The 24,538-nt window shown below is 71.4% G+C and carries 23 protein-coding genes; 9 read left to right on the forward strand and 14 right to left on the reverse strand.

The window, feature by feature from the left end:
* Positions 1-78: 78 nt before the first annotated feature.
* The 6 genes from ACCP09_RS13695 to ACCP09_RS13720 all read left to right on the forward strand — a co-directional run bounded on the left by ACCP09_RS13695 (position 79) and on the right by ACCP09_RS13720 (position 4,229).
* Positions 79-618, forward strand: coding sequence for a YbhB/YbcL family Raf kinase inhibitor-like protein (locus tag ACCP09_RS13695; protein ID WP_433746456.1), 540 nt, complete (start codon positions 79-81; stop codon positions 616-618).
* 8 nt (positions 619-626) lie between these two features.
* The gene (locus ACCP09_RS13700) at positions 627-1,310 is read left to right on the forward strand and encodes a metal-dependent transcriptional regulator (protein ID WP_433747053.1); all 684 of its coding nucleotides are present in this window, start codon (positions 627-629) and stop codon (positions 1,308-1,310) included.
* A 279-nt stretch (positions 1,311-1,589) separates the two neighbouring features.
* On the forward strand, positions 1,590-1,772 hold the full coding sequence (locus tag ACCP09_RS13705; RefSeq protein ID WP_433746459.1) for a hypothetical protein: 183 nt from the start codon (positions 1,590-1,592) through the stop codon (positions 1,770-1,772).
* A 329-nt stretch (positions 1,773-2,101) separates the two neighbouring features.
* Positions 2,102-2,329 carry a type II toxin-antitoxin system Phd/YefM family antitoxin gene (locus ACCP09_RS13710; protein ID WP_123686337.1) on the forward strand — a complete coding sequence of 76 codons (228 nt, stop codon included), beginning with the start codon at positions 2,102-2,104 and terminating at the stop codon, positions 2,327-2,329.
* A complete protein-coding gene (locus ACCP09_RS13715) occupies positions 2,317-2,724 on the forward strand; it encodes a type II toxin-antitoxin system VapC family toxin (protein WP_027929111.1) in 408 nt (135 codons plus the stop codon). Before ACCP09_RS13710 ends, ACCP09_RS13715 begins: the two co-directional genes overlap by 13 nt.
* Before the next feature lie 317 nt (positions 2,725-3,041).
* Positions 3,042-4,229, forward strand: coding sequence for an MFS transporter (locus ACCP09_RS13720; protein WP_433746463.1), 1,188 nt, complete (start codon positions 3,042-3,044; stop codon positions 4,227-4,229).
* On the opposite strand, the gene ACCP09_RS13725 is transcribed toward ACCP09_RS13720, so the two are convergent.
* Positions 4,221-4,787 carry a TetR/AcrR family transcriptional regulator gene (locus ACCP09_RS13725; RefSeq protein ID WP_433746466.1) on the reverse strand — a complete coding sequence of 189 codons (567 nt, stop codon included), beginning with the start codon at positions 4,785-4,787 and terminating at the stop codon, positions 4,221-4,223. The genes ACCP09_RS13720 and ACCP09_RS13725 overlap by 9 nt on opposite strands.
* Here ACCP09_RS13725 and ACCP09_RS13730 point away from each other — a divergent pair.
* The gene (locus ACCP09_RS13730; RefSeq protein WP_433746469.1) at positions 4,746-5,777 is read left to right on the forward strand and encodes an alpha/beta fold hydrolase; all 1,032 of its coding nucleotides are present in this window, start codon (positions 4,746-4,748) and stop codon (positions 5,775-5,777) included. The genes ACCP09_RS13725 and ACCP09_RS13730 overlap by 42 nt on opposite strands.
* Before the next feature lie 14 nt (positions 5,778-5,791).
* On the opposite strand, the gene ACCP09_RS13735 is transcribed toward ACCP09_RS13730, so the two are convergent.
* On the reverse strand, positions 5,792-9,034 hold the full coding sequence (locus ACCP09_RS13735) for a BTAD domain-containing putative transcriptional regulator (protein ID WP_433746472.1): 3,243 nt from the start codon (positions 9,032-9,034) through the stop codon (positions 5,792-5,794).
* Between the two features lie 104 nt (positions 9,035-9,138).
* On the opposite strand from ACCP09_RS13735, the gene ACCP09_RS13740 reads away from it, so the two are divergent.
* Together ACCP09_RS13740 and ACCP09_RS13745 are read left to right on the forward strand one after the other, a co-directional pair.
* Entirely contained in the window at positions 9,139-9,780 is a 642-nt protein-coding gene (locus tag ACCP09_RS13740) for a hemerythrin domain-containing protein (protein ID WP_433746475.1), read from the forward strand.
* A gap of 24 nt (positions 9,781-9,804) precedes the next feature.
* Complete coding sequence (locus tag ACCP09_RS13745; protein ID WP_433746478.1) at positions 9,805-10,221, forward strand: DUF4267 domain-containing protein; 417 nt, start codon at positions 9,805-9,807, stop codon at positions 10,219-10,221.
* Positions 10,222-10,398: 177 nt separating this feature from the next.
* Here the strand turns inward: ACCP09_RS13745 and ACCP09_RS13750 are convergent, their stop codons facing one another.
* The 12 genes from ACCP09_RS13750 to ACCP09_RS13805 all read right to left on the reverse strand — a co-directional run bounded on the left by ACCP09_RS13750 (position 10,399) and on the right by ACCP09_RS13805 (position 24,385).
* Positions 10,399-11,553 carry an aspartate aminotransferase family protein gene (locus ACCP09_RS13750; RefSeq protein ID WP_433746481.1) on the reverse strand — a complete coding sequence of 385 codons (1,155 nt, stop codon included), beginning with the start codon at positions 11,551-11,553 and terminating at the stop codon, positions 10,399-10,401.
* Entirely contained in the window at positions 11,550-12,857 is a 1,308-nt protein-coding gene (locus ACCP09_RS13755; RefSeq protein ID WP_237336727.1) for an MFS transporter, read from the reverse strand. Before ACCP09_RS13755 ends, ACCP09_RS13750 begins: the two co-directional genes overlap by 4 nt.
* A 31-nt stretch (positions 12,858-12,888) precedes the next feature.
* Complete coding sequence (locus ACCP09_RS13760) at positions 12,889-14,559, reverse strand: hydantoinase B/oxoprolinase family protein (RefSeq protein WP_433746484.1); 1,671 nt, start codon at positions 14,557-14,559, stop codon at positions 12,889-12,891.
* Positions 14,556-16,586 carry a hydantoinase/oxoprolinase family protein gene (locus ACCP09_RS13765; protein WP_433746487.1) on the reverse strand — a complete coding sequence of 677 codons (2,031 nt, stop codon included), beginning with the start codon at positions 16,584-16,586 and terminating at the stop codon, positions 14,556-14,558. Before ACCP09_RS13765 ends, ACCP09_RS13760 begins: the two co-directional genes overlap by 4 nt.
* 27 nt (positions 16,587-16,613) lie before the next feature.
* Positions 16,614-17,342: an IclR family transcriptional regulator gene (locus ACCP09_RS13770; RefSeq protein WP_354708524.1), complete on the reverse strand. Its 729-nt coding sequence runs from the start codon at positions 17,340-17,342 to the stop codon at positions 16,614-16,616.
* Between the two features lie 587 nt (positions 17,343-17,929).
* Positions 17,930-18,601: a 4-carboxy-4-hydroxy-2-oxoadipate aldolase/oxaloacetate decarboxylase gene (locus ACCP09_RS13775; RefSeq protein WP_433746490.1), complete on the reverse strand. Its 672-nt coding sequence runs from the start codon at positions 18,599-18,601 to the stop codon at positions 17,930-17,932.
* An 11-nt stretch (positions 18,602-18,612) separates the two neighbouring features.
* Positions 18,613-19,812: an aspartate transaminase gene (locus ACCP09_RS13780; RefSeq protein WP_433746493.1), complete on the reverse strand. Its 1,200-nt coding sequence runs from the start codon at positions 19,810-19,812 to the stop codon at positions 18,613-18,615.
* 1 nt (position 19,813) lies between these two features.
* The gene (locus tag ACCP09_RS13785; protein ID WP_027929126.1) at positions 19,814-20,557 is read right to left on the reverse strand and encodes an SDR family oxidoreductase; all 744 of its coding nucleotides are present in this window, start codon (positions 20,555-20,557) and stop codon (positions 19,814-19,816) included.
* Between the two features lie 26 nt (positions 20,558-20,583).
* Positions 20,584-21,891 carry an MFS transporter gene (locus tag ACCP09_RS13790; protein ID WP_433746497.1) on the reverse strand — a complete coding sequence of 436 codons (1,308 nt, stop codon included), beginning with the start codon at positions 21,889-21,891 and terminating at the stop codon, positions 20,584-20,586.
* A gap of 11 nt (positions 21,892-21,902) precedes the next feature.
* Positions 21,903-22,889, reverse strand: coding sequence for a biotin-dependent carboxyltransferase family protein (locus tag ACCP09_RS13795; protein WP_433746499.1), 987 nt, complete (start codon positions 22,887-22,889; stop codon positions 21,903-21,905).
* Entirely contained in the window at positions 22,882-23,592 is a 711-nt protein-coding gene (locus ACCP09_RS13800) for a 5-oxoprolinase subunit B family protein (protein WP_433746501.1), read from the reverse strand. Before ACCP09_RS13800 ends, ACCP09_RS13795 begins: the two co-directional genes overlap by 8 nt.
* A complete protein-coding gene (locus ACCP09_RS13805) occupies positions 23,585-24,385 on the reverse strand; it encodes a LamB/YcsF family protein (RefSeq protein WP_433746504.1) in 801 nt (266 codons plus the stop codon). Before ACCP09_RS13805 ends, ACCP09_RS13800 begins: the two co-directional genes overlap by 8 nt.
* Between the last annotated feature and the right edge of the window lie 153 nt (positions 24,386-24,538).

Consider the following 24,538-nt stretch of genomic DNA (forward strand, 5'->3'; position numbering starts at 1 on the left):
TGATAATCGATTATTCGTGCTATCGTCGATCTCGCGCGGCGAAGTACGCCGCCAGCACGGTCTGAGAGGAATGACGCGATGAGCGCCAACGACCCGTTCGCCCGCCTCCCGGAGGCGGCCTCCTTCACGCTCACCAGCGCCACCGTCGCCGACGGTGCCGCCTGGTCGCGCGAGCAGTACTCCGGCCTCTTCGGAGTGCCGGACGGGAAGGACGTGTCCCCGCAGTTGACCTGGAGTGGGGCCCCGGAGGGCACCAAGAGCTACGCCGTCACCGTCTACGACCCCGACGCGCCCACCGGTTCGGGCTTCTGGCACTGGGCGGTCGCCGACATTCCCGCCGCGGTCAGCGAGCTGCCCGAGGGCGCCGGCGACGACTCCGGTTCGGGTCTGCCCGCGGGTGCCTTCCAGCTGCGCAACGACGCCGGCCTGGCCCGCTTCATCGGCGCCGCGCCGCCCGCCGGGCACGGGCCGCACCGCTACTTTGTCGTGGTGCACGCCCTCGATGTCGAGTCCGTGGGCGTCGCGGCCGACGCCACCCCGGCCGTCCTCGGATTCACCATGTCCGGGCACACCCTCGGCCGCGCGGTCCTGATCGCCACCGCCGAAATCCCCGCTTGACGGGCAGCATGTCCGGCCGGATCGGCACCACGGAGATGTACCTGCGCATCATCCTGGAGCTCGAGGAGGAAGGCGTGGTCCCCAGGCGTGCCCGCCTCGCCGAGCGTCTGCACCGGAGTGGCCCCGCCGTCAGCCAGACCGTCGCTCGCCTGGAGCGCGACGGCCTGCTCCGCCTTGCCGCCGGCCGGCGCCTCGAGCTGACGGAGGAGGGCAGGCGGATCGCCACCCGTGTGCTGCGCAGGCACCGGCTCGCGGAGTGTTTGCTGGTCGAGGTGATCGGGCTGGAGTGGGAGCACGTCCATGCCGAAGCGTCGCGCTGGGAGCACGTGATGAGCGAGGCCGTCGAACGCCGCTTCCTGGAACTGCTGCGTCATCCGACGGCCTCGCCCTACGGAAACCCCATCCCGGGGCTGGAGGAACTCGGCGGGAGGAGCAGCAATGTCGACGAGACCGCGCTCAGCCTCAGCGCGCTGGAGCCGGGACCGAGCGGTGCCAGCGCGCTCGTCCACCGCATCGGGGAACGGATCCAAGCGGACACCCAGCTCCTGAACAGTCTGCGGCGCGCCGGTGTGCGGCCGGGCGCGGTCGTGAGCGTGAGGTCGTCACCCCACGGCGTGTTCGTCGGCACCGGCGGGGAGACCACCGAACTACGCCCGCAGACCGCGTCGCACGTCTACGTGGTCAAGCGGTGAACCGAGCCGCTCGTCGGGCCGGCAACGGGGCCGGCCTCACGAGGGTCGCGGAATGTGACCCCGCCGCCGGCGCAGTGCCAGAGGGGGATCCGATGGCCAGTCGCCCGTGGGGTGAGGTGCCCGTCGCGGCGCACGCGGCGATCGAACGGCGAACGGGGCCGGTCGTGCGTGCCGAAATCCCGTCGGCCGGCCGCAACTCCGATTTCTCGGCGACGCTGCATCTGCGCGATGGCGGCCGGGTTTTCTGCAAGGGCATCGCCGACGCTGGAAGTCGCAGGGGTGCGATGCACCGCCACGAGGCTGCCCGCCGTGATCGCGCCGCGGCTGCTCTGGCGGGTCGAGGTCGGGGAGTGGCGCAGGCTGGCGAAGGACCTTCCGCCCGGTCTGGACCCGTGGGCCCGGGACCATCTCGACGAGCTGGTGGCGGGGGGAGGCGCGCGCGATCGAGCTGGTCGCCAGTGACCAGCTGGTGTACACCGACCTGCACTCGCCCAACATCCTTGTCGGCGATGTCGGTGCGCGGGTGGTGGACTGGCCGCGGGCCACGAGCTGGAGGCGGCGGAACGATGGGCCGAGGCCGCGCTGTGCTGGCAGGGCACCCCGGCCGCGGCACGGACCGCGTTCGCCGTCGCGATCTGGGGTATCTGGCAACTGCTCGAACGGGACCACCCGCTGCCGCACCGACCGGCACTCACCGCTGCTGCGCGGGCGTGGGCGCTCCACCATCTCGACCATGGCCCGACCAGTGACCAAGGTTGACCAACCTGGGTTGGTCAAGTACCGTTGACCTGGTGGAGCGGACGGTGAAGGTGCAGGAGGCCAAGACGCGGCTGTCCGCGATCCTGGCGGACGTCGAGCGGGGCGAGGAGGTCGTCATCGCACGAGGGGACGTGCCGGTGGCCCGGCTGGTGCCGTTCCAGGAGCCGCCGGAAAGGGAGTTGGGGTTCGTCCCCTACCGCGTTCCGGACTCGTTCGACGAGCCGCTTCCCGAGGACGAAATCGCGGCATGGGAGGCGTGACGCCGCGACGGTTGATGCTCGACACGCACGTGCTGCTGTGGGCGTTGACCGATCCTGACCGGCTCTCCGATCAGGTCCGCGCCGCGGTCGCCGATCGCCGCACGGAGCTGTTCGTCTCCGCGGCCTCGGCATGGGAGATCGCGACCAAGCAACGGCTGGGCAAGCTGCCGCAAGCCGAGGTGCTGGTGCGCGCGTACCGGCAGCACCTCGCCCGACTGGCCGTGGACAGCGTCCCTGTGACGGACGAGCACAGCCTTCTCGCGGGCTCGATGGAGTGGAAGCACCGCGACCCGTTCGACCGGATGATCGCCGCGCAGTGCATGACGGAATCGCTGCCGCTGGTGACCGCCGACGAGGCCTTCCAGACCGTGGCTGGGGTTCAGGTGCTGTGGTGATCGTGCTGAACCGAGTTCACCGAGCATCGCGCGGGACCAGGGCGCACAACTGAGGGGTTCTGAGAGCACCTCCCACCCACCGGGCTTGCACCATCAGCCAGGGCGGTTACTCAACCGGGGTGGTCTTGGACGAGGACTTCGTGTCGCGATCGGCCGACCGTTGTCGGCGCGGTCATTGCCGCGTCGACACTTGTGCCGGTGGTGGCGTTGATCCGCGCGCGGCGGCGCTCGACCTCAGCGCCCAGGCGCCGTCCCGCAGCACGGTATCGTCGTTTTCCCGCCAGCGTCGCCGCCGCGGCACTCCTACCGTCGTCGCCGTGGACACTGATCTTTCGACTGCCCGGCCGGTGCTTCGTGCGCCGGTGGTGGCATTTCTGACGCTCGCTGCCGCGCTGGGCACCGCGACCCTGTATCCGCTGCAACCCTCGATCGCGGAGGTCGCGGGGTCGCTGGACGTGCCAGCCGCCGTCGTCGGCACGGTGCTCGCCTGCGGTCCGGCCGGGTATCTCGCCGGGCTCGCGGTGCTGGTCCCGCTGGTGGACCGGTTTCCGCCGAGGACGGTGGTGGCCGCGCAGTTCGCCGCGCTCGCCGTCGCCTTGGCGCTGGCCGCCGCCGTGGGTTCGGCGGCGCTGCTCGGGCTCGTGCTCGCCGTGATCGGCGCCGGCTCCGCGGTGGGGGCGCAGCTGAGTTCGGTGGCGGGACGGTTCGCCGAGCCGCGGCGGCGGGCGACGGTGCTCGGCGTGGTGACCGCCGGGATCTCCGCGGGCATCCTCGCCGGCCGGATCGGTGGCGGCTGGCTGACCGGCCTGATCGGCTGGCGTCCCATGCTGCTGGTGTTCGCGCTCGCGTGCGCGGTCATCGCGGTCGCCGCCCATCTGGCGCTGCCCGCCACACCTAGCAGCGCCGGAACCGGGTACCTGGCCACGCTGCGCGGGCTTCCGGGGCTGTACCTGAGGTTCCCGGTGCTGCGGCTGGCCGCCGGGCGCGGTGCCCTCTGGTTCTTCGCGTTCTGCGCGGTGTGGGCGGGGATCGCGGTCGCGCTGTCCCAGCCGCCGTTCTCGTATTCGCCGGAACGGATCGGCCTGTATGGGGCGGCCGGGCTGCTGGGCATCGTCGCTACCCGGATCGCCGGGGTGTGGACCGACCGCATCGGCGCGCGCCGGGTGATCCTCATCGGACTCGCGCTTGCCGCCGCGGCGGCGCTGACACTCGGCCTCTGCCTGCCGAACACGCCCCTCACGCTGGTCTGCCTTGGCCTGTTCGACGCCGGGCTGTTCGCCGCGCAGGTCGCCAACCAGAGCACGGTGCTCGCGCTCGACCCGGCGGCGCCCGCCCGGTTCAACAGCGCCTACATGGTCGTCTACTTCGTGGGCGGCAGCCTCGGCACCGCGGCTGGTGCGGCCGCGGTCGACTGGTTCGGCTGGACCGCTACCGCGGCAGTCTGCGCCATGGCGATCGTGGCCGCGGCCGCGATCACCGTGAGCAGCCGGGTCGGATCACGCTGACTCGCGCAACGCCTGCGACAGCGCGTCGACGGTGACCCCCACGATCGCCCGCAACTGCGCGGGACTGGTTCCGGCTCTGCTCATGACGGCGAGGGACTGGTTCACGGCCGCGGCGTGCACGGCGAAGGCCTCCGCGTCCCGGTCGGTCAGCCCGCTGGTCTTCAAGGCGGCGCGCAGGCGCAGACGCTGGCGACCGAGTGCCTGCTTGGCGTGCGCGGCGACGCGCGGGCTCAGGGCCGGGATCGCCATGGCGGACTGGGCGATCAAGCATCCGTCGGGCAGTCCGGGATCAGCGATGCGTTCGAGGGTGACGTCGAAGAACGCGCGAACGGCGGCGACCGGGTCGGAGTCCGCCCGCGACAGGGCGGCGTCGTACTTGTCGCCGTAGCGCGCGGCGTAGCGGTCCAGGCAGCGCAGGAAGAGCGTGTCCTTGTCGCCGAGGGAGGAGTAGATGGAGCTGCGGTTCAGGCCGGTCGCTCTGGACAGGTCGTCCAGTGAGGTGTCGGCGTAGCCCGCGTGCCAGAACTGGATCATCGCCGCATCGAGTGCGGTGTCCATATCGAACTGCTTCTTGCCTGCCACGCGACCAGGCTAACACATCTTGGACTGATCAGTTCAAGATGTGTTAGCGTCGCCGGCGTGCTCATGAACAACCCCGTCCACGACCTGCCCCTGCAACATCTGACCGGATTCACCCACCGCTGGGTCGACGCGGATGGCGTGCGCCTGCACGCCGTCGAAGGCGGACGAACGGGCGGCCCGGCCGTCGTCCTGCTCGCCGGATTCCCGCAAACCTGGTGGGCCTGGCGAAAAGTGATGCCCCGCCTCGCCGAACGGTTCCACGTCATCGCGATCGACCTGCCCGGCCAGGGCCACTCCGAGCGCCCGGAGCGCGGCTACGACACGCACACGGCCGCCTCCCACGTCCACGCCGCCGTGACCGCCCTGGGCGTGTCGAGCTATTCGCTGGCCGCCCACGACATCGGTGCCTGGGTCGCGTTCTCCCTCGCCCTCGGCTTCGAAAACCACCTGCGCCGGGTCGCGCTGCTCGACGCCGGAATTCCCGGTGTCACGCTCCCGGAGACGATTCCCACCGATCCGGACCGGGCGTGGAAGACCTGGCATTTCGCGTTCCACACCGTGCCCGAGCTACCTGAGGCGCTGCTCGCCGGCCGTGAACGGGAATACGTCGGCTGGTTCCTGACAGTGAAAGCCTTGTCTCCCAGCACCTTCGACGACGCGGAACTCGACCACTACGCGGCGGCCGTCGCCGCCGACGGAGGCCTGCGCGCCTCCCTCGCCTACTACCGGGACGCCGCGGAATCGGCGCGCAGGAACCGCGAGGCGCTCCAGCAGCGGCGCCTGACCGTGCCCGTCCTCGGGATCTCCAGCAGCCAGGGGTCCATCCCGGACATGGCCGCCTCCCTCAGCCCCTGCGCGGACGACACCACCGGCATCGTCGTGCCGGACGCCGGGCACTTCATCCCCGACGAACAGCCCGACGCCGTCGCCGACGCGCTGACCGAGTTCCTCGCCGACGGCCACTGACGCCCGCCGGGGGCTCAGCGTTCCTGCTGCGGCGACAGCGAAACAGTGCGGGCGACCGCGGCGCGTGCCCGGGCGTCGGCGGCCCAATGAGGGGCGTTCCACTTCTCCGCGATGGTGGCGGCTCGCGTGAAGTGGGCGGCCGCGTCGCCGGGACGGTGGAGGAGGAGGGCGAGTTCGCCGAGGGTGTGGGCGACCGGAGGCAGCGCCAGCGACAGGCTTTCCGCGCCGGCTGGAGGGTTGTCGTGGTGGGGGAGCAGGGCCGTGTAGGTCTGGGCGGCGGTGCCGGTGTCGTCGAGGGCGATGGCCGCCGGCGCGCGCAGGCTGGTCAGGAACGTGAAGAAGAAGTCGGGGCGGATCGGAGGTGCCGCCGCGCGGGTCCGGTGTGCTTCGGAGTCGTGGCCGGTGGCGTGGAGGGCCAGCGCCAGCAGGTCGGTCACCATGGGGCCGAGGGCCTCGTGCAGGGCGCGGACGTCGTCCAGGTGGTCGCCGAGGGTGCCGTCGTTGAGCCAGATCGTCGCTCGTACCAGGTGCCGGAAGCCGGCGTGGACGGAGCCGGTGTGGTGCATGCGCTCGGTGGCTTCGGTGTAGCGCCGTTCGGCCTCGGCGTAGCGGCCCTCGATGAGGACCAGGGTCGCCAGCGCGATTTCGGCGGCGCCGATCGCTTCCGGCATCCGGTAGGCGCGGGCGAGGTCGAGCGCTTCGCCGATCGCGCGGCGCAGGGTTGCCGGGTCGTTGACCGTCGCGGCGTGCACGGCTTGGTTCAACAGCCCGGCCACGCGGTAGACGGGCAGGTCGTGCTCGATGCCGATCTCCACCAGTTCGCGCGAGTACTCCGTCCGCCCGGGGTCGCGGGCGAGGACGAGGAGCGCGGCGGCCCGCAGACGCGGGCCGGTGGCGAGGTCGAGTGCTTCCCGGGCCGCCGCCATGACCGTCGGGTCGTCTTCGCCGACCAGTTCGTCGGCGTAGGCGACCAGGAGGCGGGGCCGCACGTCGGGGGCGAGATCAGTTCGGGTGAGCAGGCGGCGGAGGCGGTCGACGATCGGGCGGTCGACGGTGCCGTAGGTGCGGGCCTGCCAGGAGGTGGGCTCGGTCCAGGCGGTGAACGCGGCGATCATCAGGTCGTCGCGGCCGATCGATTCGGCGTACTCCACGGCCCGGGCGCGGGTGTCCCTGGCCGCGGCGACGGCGCCGGCCCTGATCTGCGCGCGCAGCAGCCTGCCGAACAGGTCCACGCGCTCATCCGGATCGCCGCACTGGGCGACGGCGTCGGCGAGCAGCGCGGCGGCCACGTCGTGGGCGTAGCGCGCCTCGGCCAGCTCGGCGGCACGCACGCAGTAGCCGACGGCCTTCGGTGATCCCGCCCGCGCGTAGTGGTGGGCGAGCGCCGCGACGTCACCGGTGTCCTCCAGCGCGGCGGCGATCCGGGCGTGCATCCTGGTGGCGCGCAACCGGCTGACGTCCGCGACCAGCGTGTCCCTGACCAGCGCGTGCACGAACCGGACGCGCCCGGGCGCCGGCTCGTCGAGCAACCCGGCGATGACGCCCGCGTCCAGCGCGTCCAGCACGCCGTCCTCGTCGGCGTCGGCGGCCCGCACGAGCACGTCCACCGAGCATTCCCGGCCGGCCACCGCCGCCAGCCGCAGGATGGACACCCCGCTGTCCGGAAGCCGGGCCAGGCGGCGCCGCAGCACGTCCCGGACGCCTTCGGGGACTTCGGAGAGCGCGACCAGCGCACCCTCGCCGCTCAGCAGCCGCGCGCTTTCCCTGACGTAGAACGGGTTTCCGCCGGTCCGCTCGGCGATCCCGGCCACGGTCGCGTCGTCGGCTCGGCATTCGGCGCGGACGAGTTCGGCGACGGCGTCACCGTCCAGCCCGGGCAGGTCCATCCGGAGGGGCTCGGTGCGGGCGAGGGAAGCGAGCGTGTCGGTGAGGCGTTCGCCCTCGTCGGCGCGGTAGGCCGCGACGACCAGGATCGGGGCACGCACACCGACGACGCCAGCGAGCAGTTCCAGCGTGGTGGCGTCCGCCCAGTGGAGATCGTCCAGCACGACGGCGACCGGCCGGCCCGCGCCGACCGCCGCGAGCCAGTTCCACACGGCCTGCCGCAGGCGGAACCGCCCGGCCGCCGCGTCGCCGTCGACCGGTGGGACGTCGGCGAGCAGTGGCGCCAGGTCATCGGCGAACTCACCCGGAGCCACGTTCGCGGCCACCGTGCGCAGCGCCTCGACCCACGCCCACGCGGGTGGTGCACTGTCCACTTCGGAACAGCGCCCGGTGGTCACGAGCCACCCGTCCTGTTCGAGCCGGGTGCTGAGGTGGTCCAGCAGTGTCGACTTGCCGAGTCCCGCTTCCCCGGTGACGAGCGCGATTCGTGCCCCGTCGGTGGCGGCTTCCCCGGCGGCCGCGACGAGCGTCGCGAGCTCGCGTTCCCGTCCCACGAACGTGGGCGGAGGTTGCCGAGGGGGCGCCGGCGCGCTCACCGGGGCCGGGACGGCGGCGCGGAGGACATCCGTGCGCTGGGTGAGGATCGCTTCTTCCAGGGCGACCAGGTCCGGGCCGGGGTCGAGGCCGAGTTCGTCGGCGAGGGTGGCGCGGGCGCGGCGGAGCGCGGCCAGGGCGTCGGCTTGACGGCCGCTGTTCCACAGCGCGAGGGCGTGCAGGCGCCAGCCTTCCTCGCGCAGGGGTTCGTCGCGGGTGAGACCTTCCGCCGCGGGAACCACGGCCGCGGGGTCGCCGAGCCGCAGTCCCGCCGCGACGTGCAGTTCGCGGGCGACCAGGCGCAGCTCGTGCAGCCGGGCGACTTCGGCGGTGGCCCACGGCTCGTCGGCGACCTCGGCGAACGCGGGCCCCCGCCACAGGGCCAGCGCTTCGTCCAGCCGGGCACGTGCGTCGCGGGGATCGGCGAGTGTGCGGGCCTGGTCGAGCAGCTCCTCGAAGCGCCACGCGTCCACCGCTGCCGCGGGCAGCCGCAGCGCGTAGCCGGGCGCCGCGCTCACCAGCAGGCGGGCCGGGGTCCGTGGCGGGCGGCCGGGTTCCAGCAGGCGGCGGAGGTTGGACACGTACGCCTGCAACGACGCCAGCGCGCGCGACGGCGGTTCGCCGCGCCACAGGTCCTCGGCCATCCGGTCGACGGGCACGACCTGCCCGCGCGCGGCGACCAGCAAGGCCAGCACGCCGCGCTGCCGCGGGCCGCCGAGGGGCACGGGCTCGCCGCCGACCTCGGCCGCGAACGAGCCCAGCACCCGGATCAAGACCATGACACGGCACATCGTAAGCGGTCCGGGTTCCAAGCCGGCTCCAAGTGCCTTCCAAGCCTCCGGAAGCAGTCTGGGCACGTCGAACCGAGAAAGGCAGGAACACCATGACCATCGACACCCGGGACATGGAGATCGTCCACCGGGCCTTCCGCCGCGAGTCGCGGCTGCTGGTGAAACTCGTCGCGGCGGTCGCCCCCGGGGACACCGCCCGCGCCGGGGTTGTCGCCGACCACTTCCGCGACTACCGGCTGGGGCTGAAGAACCACCACGAGGGCGAGGACGAACTGCTGTGGCCGCCGCTGCTGGCCCGCGTCGATCTGGATGCGGACATCGTGCTGCGGATGGAGGCCCAGCACGACCGCATCGCGGCGACCCTGACCAAGCTGGACGCCGCGGTTCCGGCGTGGGAGGCCACCGCCGGAGCTGCCGAGCGGGACGCACTCGTGGCGGTCCTCGCCGATCACCGGGCGGTCCTGCTCGAACACCTCGACGACGAGGAGGCCACGCTCCTGCCCCTCGCCGCGCACCACCTCACCCTGGCGGAATGGACTTCGCTGGGCGACCACCTGGTGGCCAACACGCCGAAGCTCACCCTGCTCACGCTCTTCGGTCTCGTGCTGGAGGACGCGAACCCGGCCGAGCGCGCCACGCTGCTGTCCGTCCTCCCGGCCCCGGTGCGCGGCATCTGGCACCTGTTCGGCCGGCCCCGCTACGCCCGCCACATCCGCCGCGTCCGCGCGGCCTGACTCCTGCGCCCGAGGAGAGAACCCATGACTCTGAAGAAGATCAACACCGTCCTGACCGCCGCTTTCGTCCTCTTCATCCTCTGGTTCGGGACGGAGTTCATCCTGAGCCCGGCAACGACCGCGCCCGGCTTCGGCCTGCCGAGCTGGCCGTCCGGCGACGGCGGCGGTTTCCTCGTCGTCAAGGGGATCCGCGACGTCGTCCTGGCACTGGTCCTCGCGGTCCTGCTGGTGACGGGACACCGCCGGGCGCTGGGCTGGGTGCTGGTGGTGGAGGCACTCGCCGCGTTCGGCGACATGGCCACCGTGCTGGCCCACCACGGCTCCGCGCCCACGGCGTTCGGCGTCCACGGCTTCACCGCGGCGCTGATGGTGGTCACTGGTCTGCTCGTCCTGCGCGAGACCCGCGAGGTCACCACCGCGCCGGTGCCTGCCCCGCGGTGAGCCTGCCAGGCTTGGAGCCGTGCGATGTGGGGCCGGGCGAGCAGCGGCTCGCCCGGCCCTCGCGGTCGCCTGAGGTCGACCACTTGGAGTAGCTGGTGTTCCACCTTGGACTGGCCAAGGAGAACGGCAACACGCCGGGGGCCGCAACGCCAGAGCATCGCGCCCCCGGCGGGACCGTTACCGGTGTTCAGCGGGGTCGGATCGGAGGGTGGCGATGACGGCGTCGGCGACGTGGTCCAGGTGTGCCGGCGTCATCGCCGTGGACAGAGCGAGTAGCCCGTTCGTGCCGGTGAGCACGCCGCGCTCGTAGAGGCTCCACCACAGTTTCGTGGTGTCCGTGGCCATCAGCCGGAGCAGGGAGCCGGAGCCGCGCACCGCCACTCCGGCCTCGTGGAGCCGGCTGCGCAACTCGTCGCCTCGGCGGTTCAGCTCGGCGATCTCGGCGGGGCCGAACAGGCCCAGTGCCGTGAGCCCGGCCGACATTGTGACGGGGTTGGCGCTGAACGTCCCGCCCCAGGACACGCCGTCCGGTGTCTGCGGGTCGAACGGCGACAGGACCTCGGCGCGGCCCCCGACCGCCCCGACCGGGAACCCGCCGCCGATGACCTTGCCCACGGACACCAGGTCGGGCCGGATGCCGTACCGCTGGTGCAGTCCGCCTTCGTGCAGGCGGAACGTGATGACCTCGTCGACCGCGAGCAGCGCGCCGTGCTGCCGCGTGAGCGCGTCGAGCTCGGCCACGTAGGCGGGGTCGGCCGGGGTGAGGCCGGCGCGGTTGGGCATGAGGTCGATCAGCACTGCCGCGACCCGGTCGCCGTGGTTCCGCATCGCCGCGCGCAACGCCGGCAGGTCGTTCTGCGGCAACACCAGCACCGAGCCGGGCACCACCCCGGGCGCGCCGGGCGAGACGACGGCGTCGCCGGTGCCGTGGTAGCTGCCCTCGAACCGCACGATCAGCTCCCGCCCGGTGTGGGCCCGGGCCGCGCGCAGGAGCATGAGCACCGCCTCGGTGCCCGAGTTGCAGAAGCGCCACTGCTCGATCCCGGTGCGGTCGCGCAGGTGCTCGGCGAGCGCCACCTCCGAGGCAGTGGGGAGGCCGAACGCGGTTCCGCCGCGGGCGGCTTCAAACGCCGCTTCGAGCACTTCGGGACGGGCGTGCCCGTGGATGAGCGAGGTGTAGTTGTTGTTGCAGTCGATGACCCGGTGTCCAGTGTGGTCGGTGACGATCGCGCCCTCGCCGCGCACCGCGTAGGGCGGGTGCGGCGGGACGAACAGGGTCGTCCGGGTGTTGCCGCCCGGCAGTACGCGGCGGGCGCGCTCCACGACGCTCACGAGGCGCTCCTCACCTTCGTCGCGGAACCGGCGCCGGTCAGTTCGCCGCCGCGGGTTTCCCGGGTCAGCAGCGCGGTCCCGGCCACGAGAGCGAGCGCGGCGCACACGTACACCACCACGAGAGTGGTCGAGTCCGAAGCCCGCAGCAGCGCCACGGCGATGGTCGGGGCGAGGCTGCCGCCGACGATCCCGGAGAGCTGGTATCCCAGCGAGGCGCCGCTGTAGCGGTGCCGGGTGTCGAACAGTTCGCAGATCCAGGACGCCTGCACCCCGTACATCGCGGAGTGGAAGAACAGGCCGCCGACCACGGCGAGCAAGATCAGGCCGGTGTTCTTCGAATCGACCAGCGGGAAGAACGCGAACATCCAGGCGAACGCCCCGACCGCGCCGAAGACGGTGACCTTGCGGCGGCCGTACCGGTCGCTCAGCGCCGCGAACGCGGGGTAGGTGAACAGCTGCATCCCCGCGCCGACCAGGGCGGCCAGCAGCCCCACGCCGCGGGGCAGGCCGAGCCTCGTCGTGACGTAGGTGAGCAGGAAGGTCACCAGCAGGTAGTAGAGGATGTCCGCGCCGGCGCGGATGCCGACCACCCGCAGCACGTCCAGCGGCTGCGTCTTGAGCAACGTCAGGATCGGGGCGCGCTCGGGCGCGGCCTTCTCGAACGCGGGTGATTCGCCGACCTGGCGGCGGATGTAGACGCCGATGAGGACGACCACGACGGACAGCAGGAACGGCACCCGCCAGCCCCACTGCAGGAAGGCGTCGCGGGAAAGGATGCCCGACATCAGGTACAGCACGGCGGTGCTGACGAGTGTGCCGATCGGGACACCGACCTGCACGAAGCTGGTGAGGAAGCCGCGGCGCGCGGACGGGGCGCGTTCGGCGATCATCAGCGCGCCGCCTGCCCACTCACCGCCGAGGGCGAACCCCTGTGCCAGCCGCACGACGATCAGCAGGATCGGTGCGGTGACGCCGATCGTCGCGTAGCTCGGGATCAGTCCGATGAGGACCGTGGAGGCGCCCATGAGGGACACGGTGAACAGCAGGACCTTCTTGCGGCCGAACCGGTCGCCGTAGTGGCCCGCGACGATCCCGCCGATGGGGCGCGCGACGAACCCGATGGCGAAGGTGAGAAAGGACAGCAGGGTTCCGGTGAGCGGGTCGAACGTGGGGAAGAAGACCTCGTTGAAGACGAGTGCCGCGGCGGAGCCGTAGAGGAAGAAGTCGTACCACTCCAGTGATGTTCCGACGAGGCTGCCGAGGATCGCTTTGCGGATGGGAGTGTCCGCGGTGGTTCCGGACATGGCTTTCTCCAGCTGGGGGAGTAGGGGCGGGCTAGGCGGTGTGCTCGTAGATCCTTCGTGCCGTCTCGTCGTCGAGGTAGCCGTGTTCGAGGTCGGTGGCGACGGCTTCGGGGTCGCGTTCGGCGGCCGGCCCGTATCCGCCGCCGCCGGGGGTGCGCAGGCACACGATGTCGCCGGCGCGCAGCGAGACGTTCTCGCCCTTGCTGATCATCGGGAGGGTGACCTGCTCGCCGCCGATGCGGAACCACGGCGACGACGGTTGTCCCGGCGTGCCGCCGGCGCGCCCGACCGGGGCGGTCTTGGCCTGGTCGCCGAGCAGGCTCGCCTGCCCTTCGGCGGCGGTGAACTCGAACTCGAAGTGCACGCCGAACCCGCCGCGGTGCCTGCCGTGCCCGGCCGATCCGTCCCGCAGGCCGTACTTGCGGAACCGCAGCGGGTAGCGCTGTTCGAGGGTCTCGATCGACTGGACGCGCCCGATGCTCATCAGCGAGCAGCCATTGGACAGCCCGTCCCCGGCCGGGTGACCGCCGTAGCCACCGCCGAGGAACACGTACAGCACGAACGGGGTGCCGTCCTCGCGCACACCACCGATGGAGAGGTTGTTGACCGTGGCGGACGACCCGGCAGGCACCCGGTCGGGTGCGGCTTCGGCGAGCGCGCCCATGACGGCGGTGATGATGCGCTGGCTGGTCTCCGCCGCGCACCCGGCCACCGGCCTCGGCGGTTTGGCGTTGAGGAACACGGTGTCCGGGATGACGAACGTGATCGGTTCGAAGATGCCGGAGTTGATCGGGATGTCGGGGAACAGGTGCTTGATCGCGACGATGCTGCTGGAGACGGTCGCGGCGTACACGGAGTTCATGGGGCCCTGGCAGGGTGGCGAGGAGTGGCTGAAGTCGATGGTGAGCTCCTCGCCGGCGACGGTGATCCGCGCGTCGATGCGCAGCACCTCGTCGGTGATGCCGTCGTTGTCCATCTCCTCGACGAAGGAGTAGGTGCCGTCCGGGATCTCCGCGATGTAGGAGCGCATCTGCCGCGCCGACCGTTCTCGCAGCGCGTCGATGACCGCGCGCACCTGGTCGGGCCCGTACTCGTCGAGGAGCTCGGTGAGACGCGTTTCGCCGGCGCGCAACGCGGTGGCCTGGGCGTCGATGTCGCCGAGGACGTCGTCGGGCAGCCGGGAGTTGGTCTGCAGGATCGCGACGATGTCGGCGTTGAGCTCGTCGCCGCTGAACAGCTTCACCGGCGGCAGGCGCAGCCCTTCCTGGTAGCAGTCGGTGGCCGCGGCGCCGAACCCGCCCGGCACCCGGCCGCCGAGGTCCGGCCAGTGCCCGGTGTTGGCGAGGTAGGCGAACAGTTCGCCGCGGTAGAAGAACGGCCGCACCATCTTGGTGTCCATGATGTGCGTGCCACCGGCGAACGGGTCGTTGACGATGAACGTGTCTCCCTGCCGCACCTCGCTCGCGCCGGCGATCACGCTCGCGACCGTGTACTGCATGGTGCCCACGAAGATCGGCAGCCCCCGGTTGCCCTGGACGATCATGCTGCCGTCGACAGGGGAGTAGATGCCGTCGGCGCGGTCCCAGGCGTCGGAGATGACCGGGGAGAACGCCATGCGTTCGAAGACGGTGTCCATCTCGTCCGCGATCTGTTCGAGCCTGCCGCGGATGACGGCGATGGACAACGGGTCGAGCTCGGTCATGATGCCACCTTCACGATGAGGCTGCCGTTGGAGTGCACGGTCGTGGTCGTCGTCGGGGGGAGCACGATCGTGGTGTCGCTCTGTTCCACGATCGCCGGCCCGGCCAGGACCTCGCCCGGACGGAGGTGTTCCCGCCGTAGCACGGGAACCGTGTGGCTGCCGTCGGCGAACACCACGGTCCGCTCCCGGGGTGCCGGGTGTCCGCCCGGTGTGGTCACCACCTGCTCGACGGGCTTGCGCTTGCCGGTCACCACGGTGCGCAGGCTGATCAACCGGATCGCGCCGGAGGGGTTGCGGCCCTGGTAGATCGCGAGGTACTCGCGGTGGAACTCCTCGGTGAGCTTCGCCGGGGTCCAGGCTTCGCGGTCGCCGCCGAGCGGGACGCGGATCGAGTAGAGCTGCTTGGCGAAGCTCATTTCCGCGACGTGCTCCACGGCGATGTCCTGGTCGCCGAACCCGTCGGCCTCTAGGGTCTTGCGGCCCAGCTCGGCCTGGTCGGCTAGGATGCGTTCGATCCCGCCCGCGGTGCAGTCGTCCACTTCGGATCCCACGGCCGTGACGTAGTCGTACTTCACGTCGGCGATCAGGCAGCCGTAGGCGGACAGCGCGCCGGGGTGCGGGGGGACCAGGACGGTGGTGGCGCCGACGGCCCTGGCCAGCTCGGCGACGTGCATGGGGCCGGCGCCGCCGAAGCCCACCAGGGCGAACTCGCGGGGGTCGTGTCCCTTGTCCACGCTCACCATGCGGATCGCGTTGGCCATCTTCTCGTTGGCGAAGCGGATGATCGCGAGTGCGGCCGCGATGACGTCGAGTCCGAGGGGTTCGGCGACGTGCGCCCGGACCGCTTCGACGGCGGCGTCTCGGTCGAGCGTGAACCCGTCCTGCGTGCCCAGGCGCTGCTCGGCGGAGATGCGGCCGAGCACGATGTTGGCGTCGGTGACGGTCGGGCGGGTGCCGCCGCGGCCGTAGCAGGCCGGACCCGGATCGGAGCCCGCGCTTTCCGGCCCGACCTGCAGGATCCCGGCGCGGTCGACCGAGGCGATGGACCCGCCGCCCGCGCCGATGGTGGTGATGTCGATCATCGGGACCTTGATCGGGATGCCGTAGTCGATCGCGCTCTCGGCGGTCACCGCGGGGCGCCCGCCCGGGATGAGGGCGACGTCGAAACTGGTGCCGCCCATGTCGCAGGAGATGACGTCGGGCAGGCCGGCGGCCTCGCCGAACGCCGCGGCGGCGACGGTGCCCGCGGCGGGACCGGACAGCAGCGTGCGGACCGCGAGTTCGCCGGCGCGGCGGGCGGGGATCAGCCCGCCGTTGGACTGCATCACCTGCACGTCCCGGGCGAACCCCTCGTGCTTCAGGCGTTCCTGCACGGCGCCGAGGTAGCGCGACATCGGCGCGCGGACGAACGCGTTGACCACCGTGGTCGTGGCCCGTTCGAACTCGCCGGGCTCCGGGCACACCTCGTAGGAGGCCGTGACCTCGACGTCCGGCAACAGCCGGCGCAGTTCGTGGGCGAGCGTGCGCTCATGGTCGGCGTTGGCGTAGCTGTTGAGCAGGCAGACCGCGACACTTTCCACCTCGGCCGCCCGCAGCGCGTCCGCCACGGCCCGGACCGAGCCGGCCGAGAGGGGCTCGACGACCCGGCCGTCCGCGTCGACGCGTTCGTCCACTTCGAACGACCGGCTCCGCGGCACCAGCGGGCGGTAGGCGCCGGTCAGGCCGTAGGTCGTGGGCCGGTCGCGCCTGCGCAGCTCCAGCACGTCCCGGAAACCGCGCGTGGTCACCAGCGCGGTGCGCGATCCCTTGCGCTCCAGGACCGCGTTGGTCGCCACGGTCGTTCCGTGCACGACGGCGTCGAGTTCGCCGAGCGGAACATCGAACTGCCGCAGCCCGGTGAGCAGCCCGTCGGCCTGGCGCCCGGGGGTGGAGAACACCTTGGCGAGGCGGAGTTCCCCCGTCCCGGGGTGGTGGAGCAGCACGTCGGTGAACGTGCCGCCGACATCGATTCCAGCGACGATCTCCATGTGGGGGTGAACCTCTTCCTCAGCCGGTCAGCGCCGGCTGGACAGTAGTTCGGTCATCTTGTGCGCGGCCTCCGCCAGCGGTTCGATCCACTGGTCCGCGCGGAACCGGCTGGTCGGCCCGGCGACGCTGAGCGCGGCGACGTACTGTCCGCTGCCGTCCGCGACACCGGTGGCGATGCCGGAGATCCCCTCGGCGTACTCCTCGTCGTTGAGGGCGTACCCCTGGCGGCGGATCTCCGGGAAGGTGGCCTTGAGCTGCGACTTGGTGCGAATGCTGTGCACGGTCACGTGCGGCAGCACCTCGTCCGGGTACAGGCTGTCGACCTGCTCCTCGGGCATGTGGGCGAGGAGGAACTTCCCGGACGCGCAACTGATCAACGGCATCCGGGTGCCGACGCCGATCTCCGCGCGCAGCACGTGCTTCGTTTCGAAGCGCTGGATCATGATCGCGTCGCGGTTGCGCAGGACCGCCAGTGAAACGGCTTCACCGCACAGGTCGGCGAGTGCGCGCATCGGGGTGATCAGGTCCCCGCCGAAGCGGGCCGCGTCCGGCACGGCCGAGCCGACCTCGAACGCGGTGAGGCCCAGCCGGTACCGGCTGTCCGCGGTGCGCTCGACGAAGTCCTGTTCGAGCAGGGTCGCCAGCAGGAGGTGGGCCTTGCTCTTGGCGATGTCCAGCGCTCGCGCGACCTCGGTGATGCCCATGCCGCCGGGGTTGTCGGCGAGCAGGCGCAGCACGCGCAGAGCGGTGGCCACGGTGCTGGAGGTTCGCGATGTGTTTGACATATACGAACGCCTTTCGTAAGATGCAAACACACGCTAGGTAGCGCACGAAGAGCCGTCAAGGCCTCGTGTGTTTCGTTCGTGTATCCGGTGGCCGAATCGACTTGTCCGGCGGCGCCCGTGACCCGGCAACCTCTGGGCGATGATTCGCTTCCGAAATCGATGAGCCGGCCGGTGACGGCGAACCCCTCGCGGCGGCCGGGCGCCGTTCCGGCTCCCGGCGGGAGGGTGATCACGCAGTGGCGAGGGGCGGCGAGCAAGGGGCGTCAGCCGTCCAGGAGCGGGCACGTTCTTGGGTGACGAACCCGCAGCCGATGCGAGCGTCACTGCCGCTGTCGAGCTGATCCAGGTGCCGGGTCAGCCGCTCACGGCAAGGTCTGTGAAGACTGGTGGTGGCTCTGCCGGGCTCCGATCGCACCGACGCCGAGGAGGACCACCGCCTGCTTGACGGGGTCCTCCTCGGCGACATCGGCGTGTTCAACGACAAACTCACGGAATGGTCGGAACACCACAAGCACCAGCACAGCGCGGCGAACGCGTCCGCCGCGCTGGTGCCGGGGTCACTCCTCGATGACGAGTCCCTTCGCTTCGAGGACGTCAGTGAGGTTGCTGACCTCGATGACGCTGCGGCCCGAGCGGTACGCGGCGATGTAGGCGGCTTCCGCCTCTTCGCGCTTGCGGGCCTGCTCGATCGCGTACGCCAGATCCTCGCGGCGCACCACGACCAGGCCGTCGGCGTCACCGCGGATCACGTCGCCGGGGCGGACCAGTTCGCCGCCGATCTGGATCGGCTCGGCCAGGGGGCCGACGGTCTCCTTGACCGTGCCCTTGATGGACACGCTGTAGGAGAAGACCGGGAACCCCAGCTTGCGCAGCTCGGCCGTGTCGCGCACGCCGGTGTCGGTCACCAGCCCGGCGAGCCCCTTGGCCTGGCAGGCGTTGGCCAGCACGTCCCCGAACGAACCGGCCTCGGCGTACTCGCCGGCCGACACCACGACGACGTCACCGGGCTGGGCGTGGGCGATCGCCACCTGCAGCATCAGGTTGTCCCGCGGCGCGCAGCGCACGGTGAACGCCGGGCCGCACAACGACATGGCCGGGTCGACCGGTTTGAGGGCCGAGCTCAGCGCGCCGAGGCGCCCCTGGGCTTCGTGGATCGTGGCGGACGAGAAACGGGCCAGCTGCTCGACGAGCGCCGGGTCCGGGCGGTCGAACTTCGTGTTGACGCGCAAGGGAAATCCTTTCACGACAGGCGGGCGCAGGCGCGGGCGATGGCCTCGCACGCCTCGTCCAGGACGGCGGTGGAGGTGGCGAAGGAGATCCGGAAGTAACCGGGTGTCCCGTAGGCGGCGCCGTGGATCACGGCCACCCGCTCGGACTCCAGCAGGTAGCGGGCGAACTCCTCGTCGGTGCGCAGCACGTCCCCGGCGGGAGTGCGCTTGCCGAGCAGCCCGCCGCAGTTGACGAAGAGGTAGAACCCGCCGCTGGGTGCGGTGACCGACAGCCCGGGAACGTCGGCCAGCAGCTTGGCGACCCGGTCCCGGCGGCCGCGGTAGGTGGCGACCGTCGTGGCCACGAAGTCCTGCGGACCGGTCAGCGCCGCGACCGCCGCCGCCTGGCTGATCGAGGAGGGGCAGGACGACATCTGGGACTGCAGCTTGTTGATCGCGCCGACGAGCTCACGCGGGCCGGCGCCGTAGCCGATGCGCCACCCGGTCATCGCGTAGGTCTTCGACACGCCGTTGGTGAGGAACACCCGGTCCCGCAGCCGCGGTTCCACGGCCGCGAGCGTGGGCACGCTCTCCGGCTCATACCAGATTTCGTCGTAGATCTCGTCGGTGAGCACGTGCACCTGCGGGTGGGCCAGCAGCACGCCGGCCAGCGCGCGCAATTCCTCCGCCGAGTAGGCGGCGCCGGTCGGGTTGCCGGGGGAGTTGAGCACCAGCCACCGCGTCCGCGGCGTGATCGCCGCCTCCAGCCGCGCGGGGGTGAGCTTGAACCCGTCGGACTCGGGGCAGTCGACGATGACCGGGGTCCCGTCGTTGGCCAGCACCATGTCAGGGTAGGACACCCAGTACGGCGCGGGGATGACGACTTCGTCGCCGCTGTCGACCGTGGCCATCAGCGCGAGGAAGATGACCTGCTTGGCGCCACCGCCGACGGTGATCTCCTCGTCCGGGTAGTGCAGGCCGTGACGGTGGCCGAGTTTGGCCCGGATCGCCGCCCGAAGTTCGGGGGTGCCGTTGACGGGCGTGTACTTGGTCTCCCCCCGTTCGACGGCGGCGACCGCGGCGGCCTTGACGTGGTCCGGTGTGTCGAAGTCCGGTTCGCCGACGGTCAGGTCGAGGATCCGCTGCCCCTGAGCGGTCAGCTCACGCACGCGTTGCGCCGCCGCCGAGCTGGGCGAGGGCTTGATCCGGGCTACTCGTGCGGCCGGAGTCATGTCAGTCCGCCCGCCTCTCGAAGTTCAGCCCGCCGGGCACCTGGAAGGTCGGCAGGATCTCGATGTGGCCGACGTTGACGTGGCGCGGCGAGGCGATCGCGAACTCGATCGCGTCGGCGATGTCCTCCGGTTTCAGCGACTCGTACCCGTCGTAGTACTCCCGCTGGGCGCGGTCCATGTCGCCGAGCAGGCGCCCGAAGATCTCGGTCTCCACCCGGCCAGGGCAGATCTCGGTGACGCGGACGCGCCGGCCGAAGGCGTCGACGCGGAGCTGGCGGGACAGCGTGTGCACGGCGGACTTCGTGGCGTGGTAGATGGTGTTGCCGCCGAAGTTGTAGACCCCGGCGATCGAGCTGATGTTGACGATGTGCCCGAGGTCCCGCTCGACCATGCCGGGCATGACCAGCCGCACGAGGTGCAGGACGGCCTGGATGTTCACCGCGACCTGCTCGTCGACGGCGAACTCGTCGGCGGTGAGGATGTTCCCGGTGCGCGAGACACCGGCGTTGTTGACCAGGACGTCGATCTCGAGACCGTCGACGAGCTCGGTCAGGGCCGCGGTGGAGGTGACGTCGACGGCGTGCGGGACGCACCCGGTGCGCCGTGCCAGCTCGTCGAGCCGTTCGGCGTTGCGGGCGACGGCGTGGACCCGCAGGCCCTGTTTGGCCAGTCGTTCCACGACCTCGGCGCCGATGCCGGTCGAGGCGCCGGTGACCAGGGCGGTCTTGTAGTCGGAAAACGGCATTGTCCAGTGCTCCTTGGTGGGTCGGGTCAGGCGTCGTGCAGGGGTTCGTGGGCCCGGTCGCGCACCCGGGACACCGCGATGAGCGTGCCCAGCGCGGTGAGGACGGCGTAGTAGGCGGGGATGTGGACGTCGCCGGTCTGTCCGATGAGGAACGTCATCAGCAGTGGCGCGGTGCCGCCGAAGACGGCGGAGGAGATGTTGTAGCCCAGCCCGTAGGCGGAGTAGCGCACGCGGGTGGGGAAGAGTTCGACCAGCAGGATGTGGATGACGCCGGTGTGCCCGGCGAAGATGACCGCCATGACGCTGGCACCCACGATCGCGAGTGCGACGTTGCCGGTGCCGATGAGCAGGTAGCAGGGGACACCCGCGAGGGCCATCGCGATGGCGGCGCCGGCGATGACCTTCTTGCGGCCGACCTTGTCCGAGAGGGCTCCCATGAACGGGATCGCCACGGAGATCGCCACGAGGCTCACCGCGGTCACCAGGAGGCCTTCGACCTTGCCGAAGTGCAGCTCCTTGCTCATGAAGGTGGGCATGTAGGTGAACAGGACGTAGTAGCCGGAGCCGTTCATGAGCGGGATGAACAGGGCCAGCAGCATCGCGCGCCGATGCCGGGGCGAGGAAAACGCCTCCTTCAGCGGGTTGCGTGCCAGGCCGCCTTCCTCCTGGAGTCGCGTGAAGTTGGGGGTGTCGGAGATACGGCGGCGGATGTAGAGGCCGGTGATGCCGAGCGGGATCGCGAGCAGGAACGGGATCCGCCAGCCGAAGGACTGCATCCGCTCGGCCCCGAGGCCGCTGGTCATCGCGGCGGCGATCAGCGTGCCGGTCAGCAGCGACAGGAACGACGCGATCTGGGCGTAGCTGGTGTAGAGGCCGCGTTTGCCCGGTGGGGCGTGCTCGGCCAGGAACGTCATGGCGCCCGCGGCTTCCCCGCCGACCGAGAAGCCCTGCAGGACCCGCAACAGGATCAGCAAAATCGGCGCCGCGATCCCGATCGCGGCGTAGGTGGGCAGGACGCCGATGGCGGCGGTGGCGACGCTGATCAGCATGATGACGAACACGAGCATCCGCTGACGGCCGATCCGGTCGCCGAGGTGGCCGCAGATGATCCCGCCGAGCGGGCGGAAGAAGAACGAGATCGCGTAGCCGACGAAGACCAGCATCACGGCGTTGGCCGAGTCCGGGAAGAACACCGCGGCGAGCGTGCCCGCCATGAACCCGAAGATGCCGTTGTCGTAGAGCTCGGCGAAGATGCCGACGCAGCCGGCCAGGGTGACCTTGCGGGCGGTCCTGGGATCGACCACGTTCGACTGTGATGACGCCACGGTACTCATGGTGGACTCCTTCATCGGCGGGTGAGGACAGGGATGTCGAGGGACTGCAGCACCGCGGCGACGCGGTGCCGGACCGCGCGGATGGCGGCGCGTTCGGCCCGGTGCGCGGCGACCGCCTCGGCGACCGTGCGGCGGCGGAAGCGGATGGTGTGCCCGGGTCTGGCCTGCCCGAGCGGGGAGAGGCTGGCCGAGGTGACCACGGCGAGCACCGGATAACCGGCGGTGACGCCCCGGCCCCGGTGCAGGACCAGGAGCTGATCCCCGGCGGGGACTTCCACGGCGCCGACGGGCACACCGCGGGAGAGGACCTCGCCGACGGCGACCCGCTGGGGCACCGGGCCGCTCATCCGCAACCCGATGTGGTTGCTCGACGGTGTCACGACGTAGGCGGAGGACAACAGGCGCCCGGCGGAGTCGCCGAACTCGGCGACGTCGGGGCCGTCGGTCACGTCGATCGTCCAGGTCTCGCCGAACCGGGGCCGGGGCGGCCGGATGCGGAACAGCGGGTGCCGGAACTCCGGGTGCCCGATCGGCGGGCACTGCGCCCGGAGCGCGAGGTCGTCCCCGGGCCGCAGGAAGCGGCCGAATCCCAGGATGGTGTCGGGCGCGCAGCTGCCGAGCAGGGACTCGGCGTGGATCGAGCCGTAGACCGCCAGGTACACGCGCAGCCCCAGCCGGATCCCGGTGACGGCCAGTGTCTGGCCGCCGCGGACGGCGAGCGGCTCCCACTGGGGCTGCGGGATCCCGTCGACCGTGACGTCGGCGGGGGCGCCGGTGACGGCGACGAGGACGTCGGTGGACGGTGTGCAGCTGAAGTCGAGTGCGGTGATCTCGATGAGCGGATCGGTGTCGTCGTTGCCGCACAAGGCGTTGGCGACACGTGCGGAGTACTGGTCGAGCGCGCCGTTGACGGGCAGCCCGTAGCGGGAGCGGCCGGGCCGGCCGAGGTCCTGGACGGCGGCGTGGCCGCTCTGCCGGACGGTCAGGGTGTCAGCCATGGTGGGCCACCAGGGCAGAGCCGGCGTAGTCGTCCCACGTCGCGGGCTCGATCGGCACGAACCGGAACTCGTCGCCGGGCTGGTAGGGGGTGAGCTGCTCGGATCCCAGGTCGAGGATGCGCAACGGCGTCCGTCCGAGCAGCGGCCAGCCGCCGGGGGAGCGCAGCGGGCAGATCACGGCCTGCCGCCCGGCCACGGCGATCGATCCGGGCGGGACGCTGGTGCGCGGCGAGGCCAGGCGGGGCACCGGGCGGGGGAACGGCGGACCGTCCATCATGGGGGCGCCGACCGGGGCGCCCAGGCACCGCACGGTCAGGACGGCGCCGGAGTGGATCTCCACGACCTCCCGTTCGGTGATGCCCAGCTGCGCCGCGACCTCGGGGAGATCGGGCCCGTGCTCGCCGCCGTACACCACCGGCACGACGAACCGCTTCGGCGCGGGACGGCGGCTCGAACCATGCCGTGCGCCGGACGCCCGCCGGACCATCCGCCGCACGGCGTCGTGGTCGGTGAGGCCGGGGTCGAACTCCACCAGAAGCGAGTCGTAGGTCGGCACGACCCCGTGGACACCGGCCAGGGCGGCGTCTTCGATCGCGTCGGCGAGGCTGTGCACGACCTGCCACCGGTGCTCGGCGTCCCCGTCCAGGGCCTTCACCACGATCGCGGAGTCGCCGCAGTCGGCGATCAGGGCGCCCTCAGCCATGACACCACCCCGCCCCGGCCCGGGAAGCCAGGACCTCGGTCAGGGCCGCGATGACGACGCCGGCGCGGGTCAGCTCGTCCCGGATGCGGCGGGCCAGTGAAATCGCGCCCGCGGTGTCGCCGTGCACCAGCACGGTGTCGCACTCGACGGGCAGATCGGTGCCGTCGACGGTCCGGATCACCCCTTCGGTCACCATGCGCACGGTGCGCCGGGCGATCTCGTCCGGGTCGTCGATCACCGCGCCCGGTGCGCTGCGCGGGACCAGGGTGCCGTCGGCGCGGTAGGCGCGGTCGGCGATACCCACGATCGCGACGGGCAGGCCGCGGGTGCGGGCGGCGACGGCGAGCTCACCCTGCTGCGCCAGCACGATCAGCGAGGGATCCACGGCGGCCACGGCGTCGGCGACCGCGTCGGCGTAGTCACTGCGGGTCGCGACGAGGTTGCCGAGCCTGCCGTGCGGCGCGACGTGGCGCACGCGGGTTCCGTGGGCGGTGGCGAAGGCCTGCAACGCGCCGATCTGGTACAGCACGTCGGTCCGCACCTCGTCGGGCGTCAGGTCCATCGCGCGGCGGCCGAACCCCACCAGATCGGGGAAGCTCGGGTGCGCGCCCACGGCCACGCCGCGGCGGACGCACGAGGCGACGGTCGCGTCCATGATCCGCGGGTCGCCGGCGTGGAAACCGCAGGCGACGTTCGCCGACGTCAGGAGGTCCAGGAGGGCCTCGTCGTCGCCCATCCGGTAGGCGCCGAACCCTTCGCCGAGATCGGCGACGAGATCCACCATGCGGGTCATCTCACCCTCCGGAAAAATGCGCGGAAATGTTCTCGGAAAAACTGAGGCAATCTGCTCGAAACATCCTGTCCGAGCCCCGGGAATCCGGTGTTTCGCTGACTTTAAGCTCGGGGCCGCGGCCGGACAAATACGCGATCCGCGTGATGTGATCGG

Source organism: Amycolatopsis sp. 3B14, assembly GCF_050958625.1.
GTDB classification, from domain to species: Bacteria; Actinomycetota; Actinomycetes; order Mycobacteriales; family Pseudonocardiaceae; genus Amycolatopsis_E; species Amycolatopsis_E thermoflava.

What these genes read in the sequence shown, in the direction of transcription:
- ACCP09_RS13695 (WP_433746456.1), top strand. Translation starts at nt 79, where the DNA reads ATGAGCGCCAACGACCCGTTCGCCCGCCTCCCGGAGGCGGCCTCCTTC.
- ACCP09_RS13700 (WP_433747053.1), top strand. Translation starts at nt 627, where the DNA reads ATGTCCGGCCGGATCGGCACCACGGAGATGTACCTGCGCATCATCCTG.
- ACCP09_RS13715 (WP_027929111.1), top strand. Translation starts at nt 2,317, where the DNA reads ATGGGAGGCGTGACGCCGCGACGGTTGATGCTCGACACGCACGTGCTG.
- ACCP09_RS13725 (WP_433746466.1), bottom strand. Translation starts at nt 4,787, where the DNA reads ATGGACACCGCACTCGATGCGGCGATGATCCAGTTCTGGCACGCGGGC.
- ACCP09_RS13735 (WP_433746472.1), bottom strand. Translation starts at nt 9,034, where the DNA reads ATGGTCTTGATCCGGGTGCTGGGCTCGTTCGCGGCCGAGGTCGGCGGC.
- ACCP09_RS13740 (WP_433746475.1), top strand. Translation starts at nt 9,139, where the DNA reads ATGACCATCGACACCCGGGACATGGAGATCGTCCACCGGGCCTTCCGC.
- ACCP09_RS13745 (WP_433746478.1), top strand. Translation starts at nt 9,805, where the DNA reads ATGACTCTGAAGAAGATCAACACCGTCCTGACCGCCGCTTTCGTCCTC.
- ACCP09_RS13755 (WP_237336727.1), bottom strand. Translation starts at nt 12,857, where the DNA reads ATGTCCGGAACCACCGCGGACACTCCCATCCGCAAAGCGATCCTCGGC.
- ACCP09_RS13760 (WP_433746484.1), bottom strand. Translation starts at nt 14,559, where the DNA reads ATGACCGAGCTCGACCCGTTGTCCATCGCCGTCATCCGCGGCAGGCTC.
- ACCP09_RS13765 (WP_433746487.1), bottom strand. Translation starts at nt 16,586, where the DNA reads ATGGAGATCGTCGCTGGAATCGATGTCGGCGGCACGTTCACCGACGTG.
- ACCP09_RS13780 (WP_433746493.1), bottom strand. Translation starts at nt 19,812, where the DNA reads ATGACTCCGGCCGCACGAGTAGCCCGGATCAAGCCCTCGCCCAGCTCG.
- ACCP09_RS13785 (WP_027929126.1), bottom strand. Translation starts at nt 20,557, where the DNA reads ATGCCGTTTTCCGACTACAAGACCGCCCTGGTCACCGGCGCCTCGACC.
- ACCP09_RS13790 (WP_433746497.1), bottom strand. Translation starts at nt 21,891, where the DNA reads ATGAGTACCGTGGCGTCATCACAGTCGAACGTGGTCGATCCCAGGACC.
- ACCP09_RS13795 (WP_433746499.1), bottom strand. Translation starts at nt 22,889, where the DNA reads ATGGCTGACACCCTGACCGTCCGGCAGAGCGGCCACGCCGCCGTCCAG.
- ACCP09_RS13800 (WP_433746501.1), bottom strand. Translation starts at nt 23,592, where the DNA reads ATGGCTGAGGGCGCCCTGATCGCCGACTGCGGCGACTCCGCGATCGTG.
- ACCP09_RS13805 (WP_433746504.1), bottom strand. Translation starts at nt 24,385, where the DNA reads ATGACCCGCATGGTGGATCTCGTCGCCGATCTCGGCGAAGGGTTCGGC.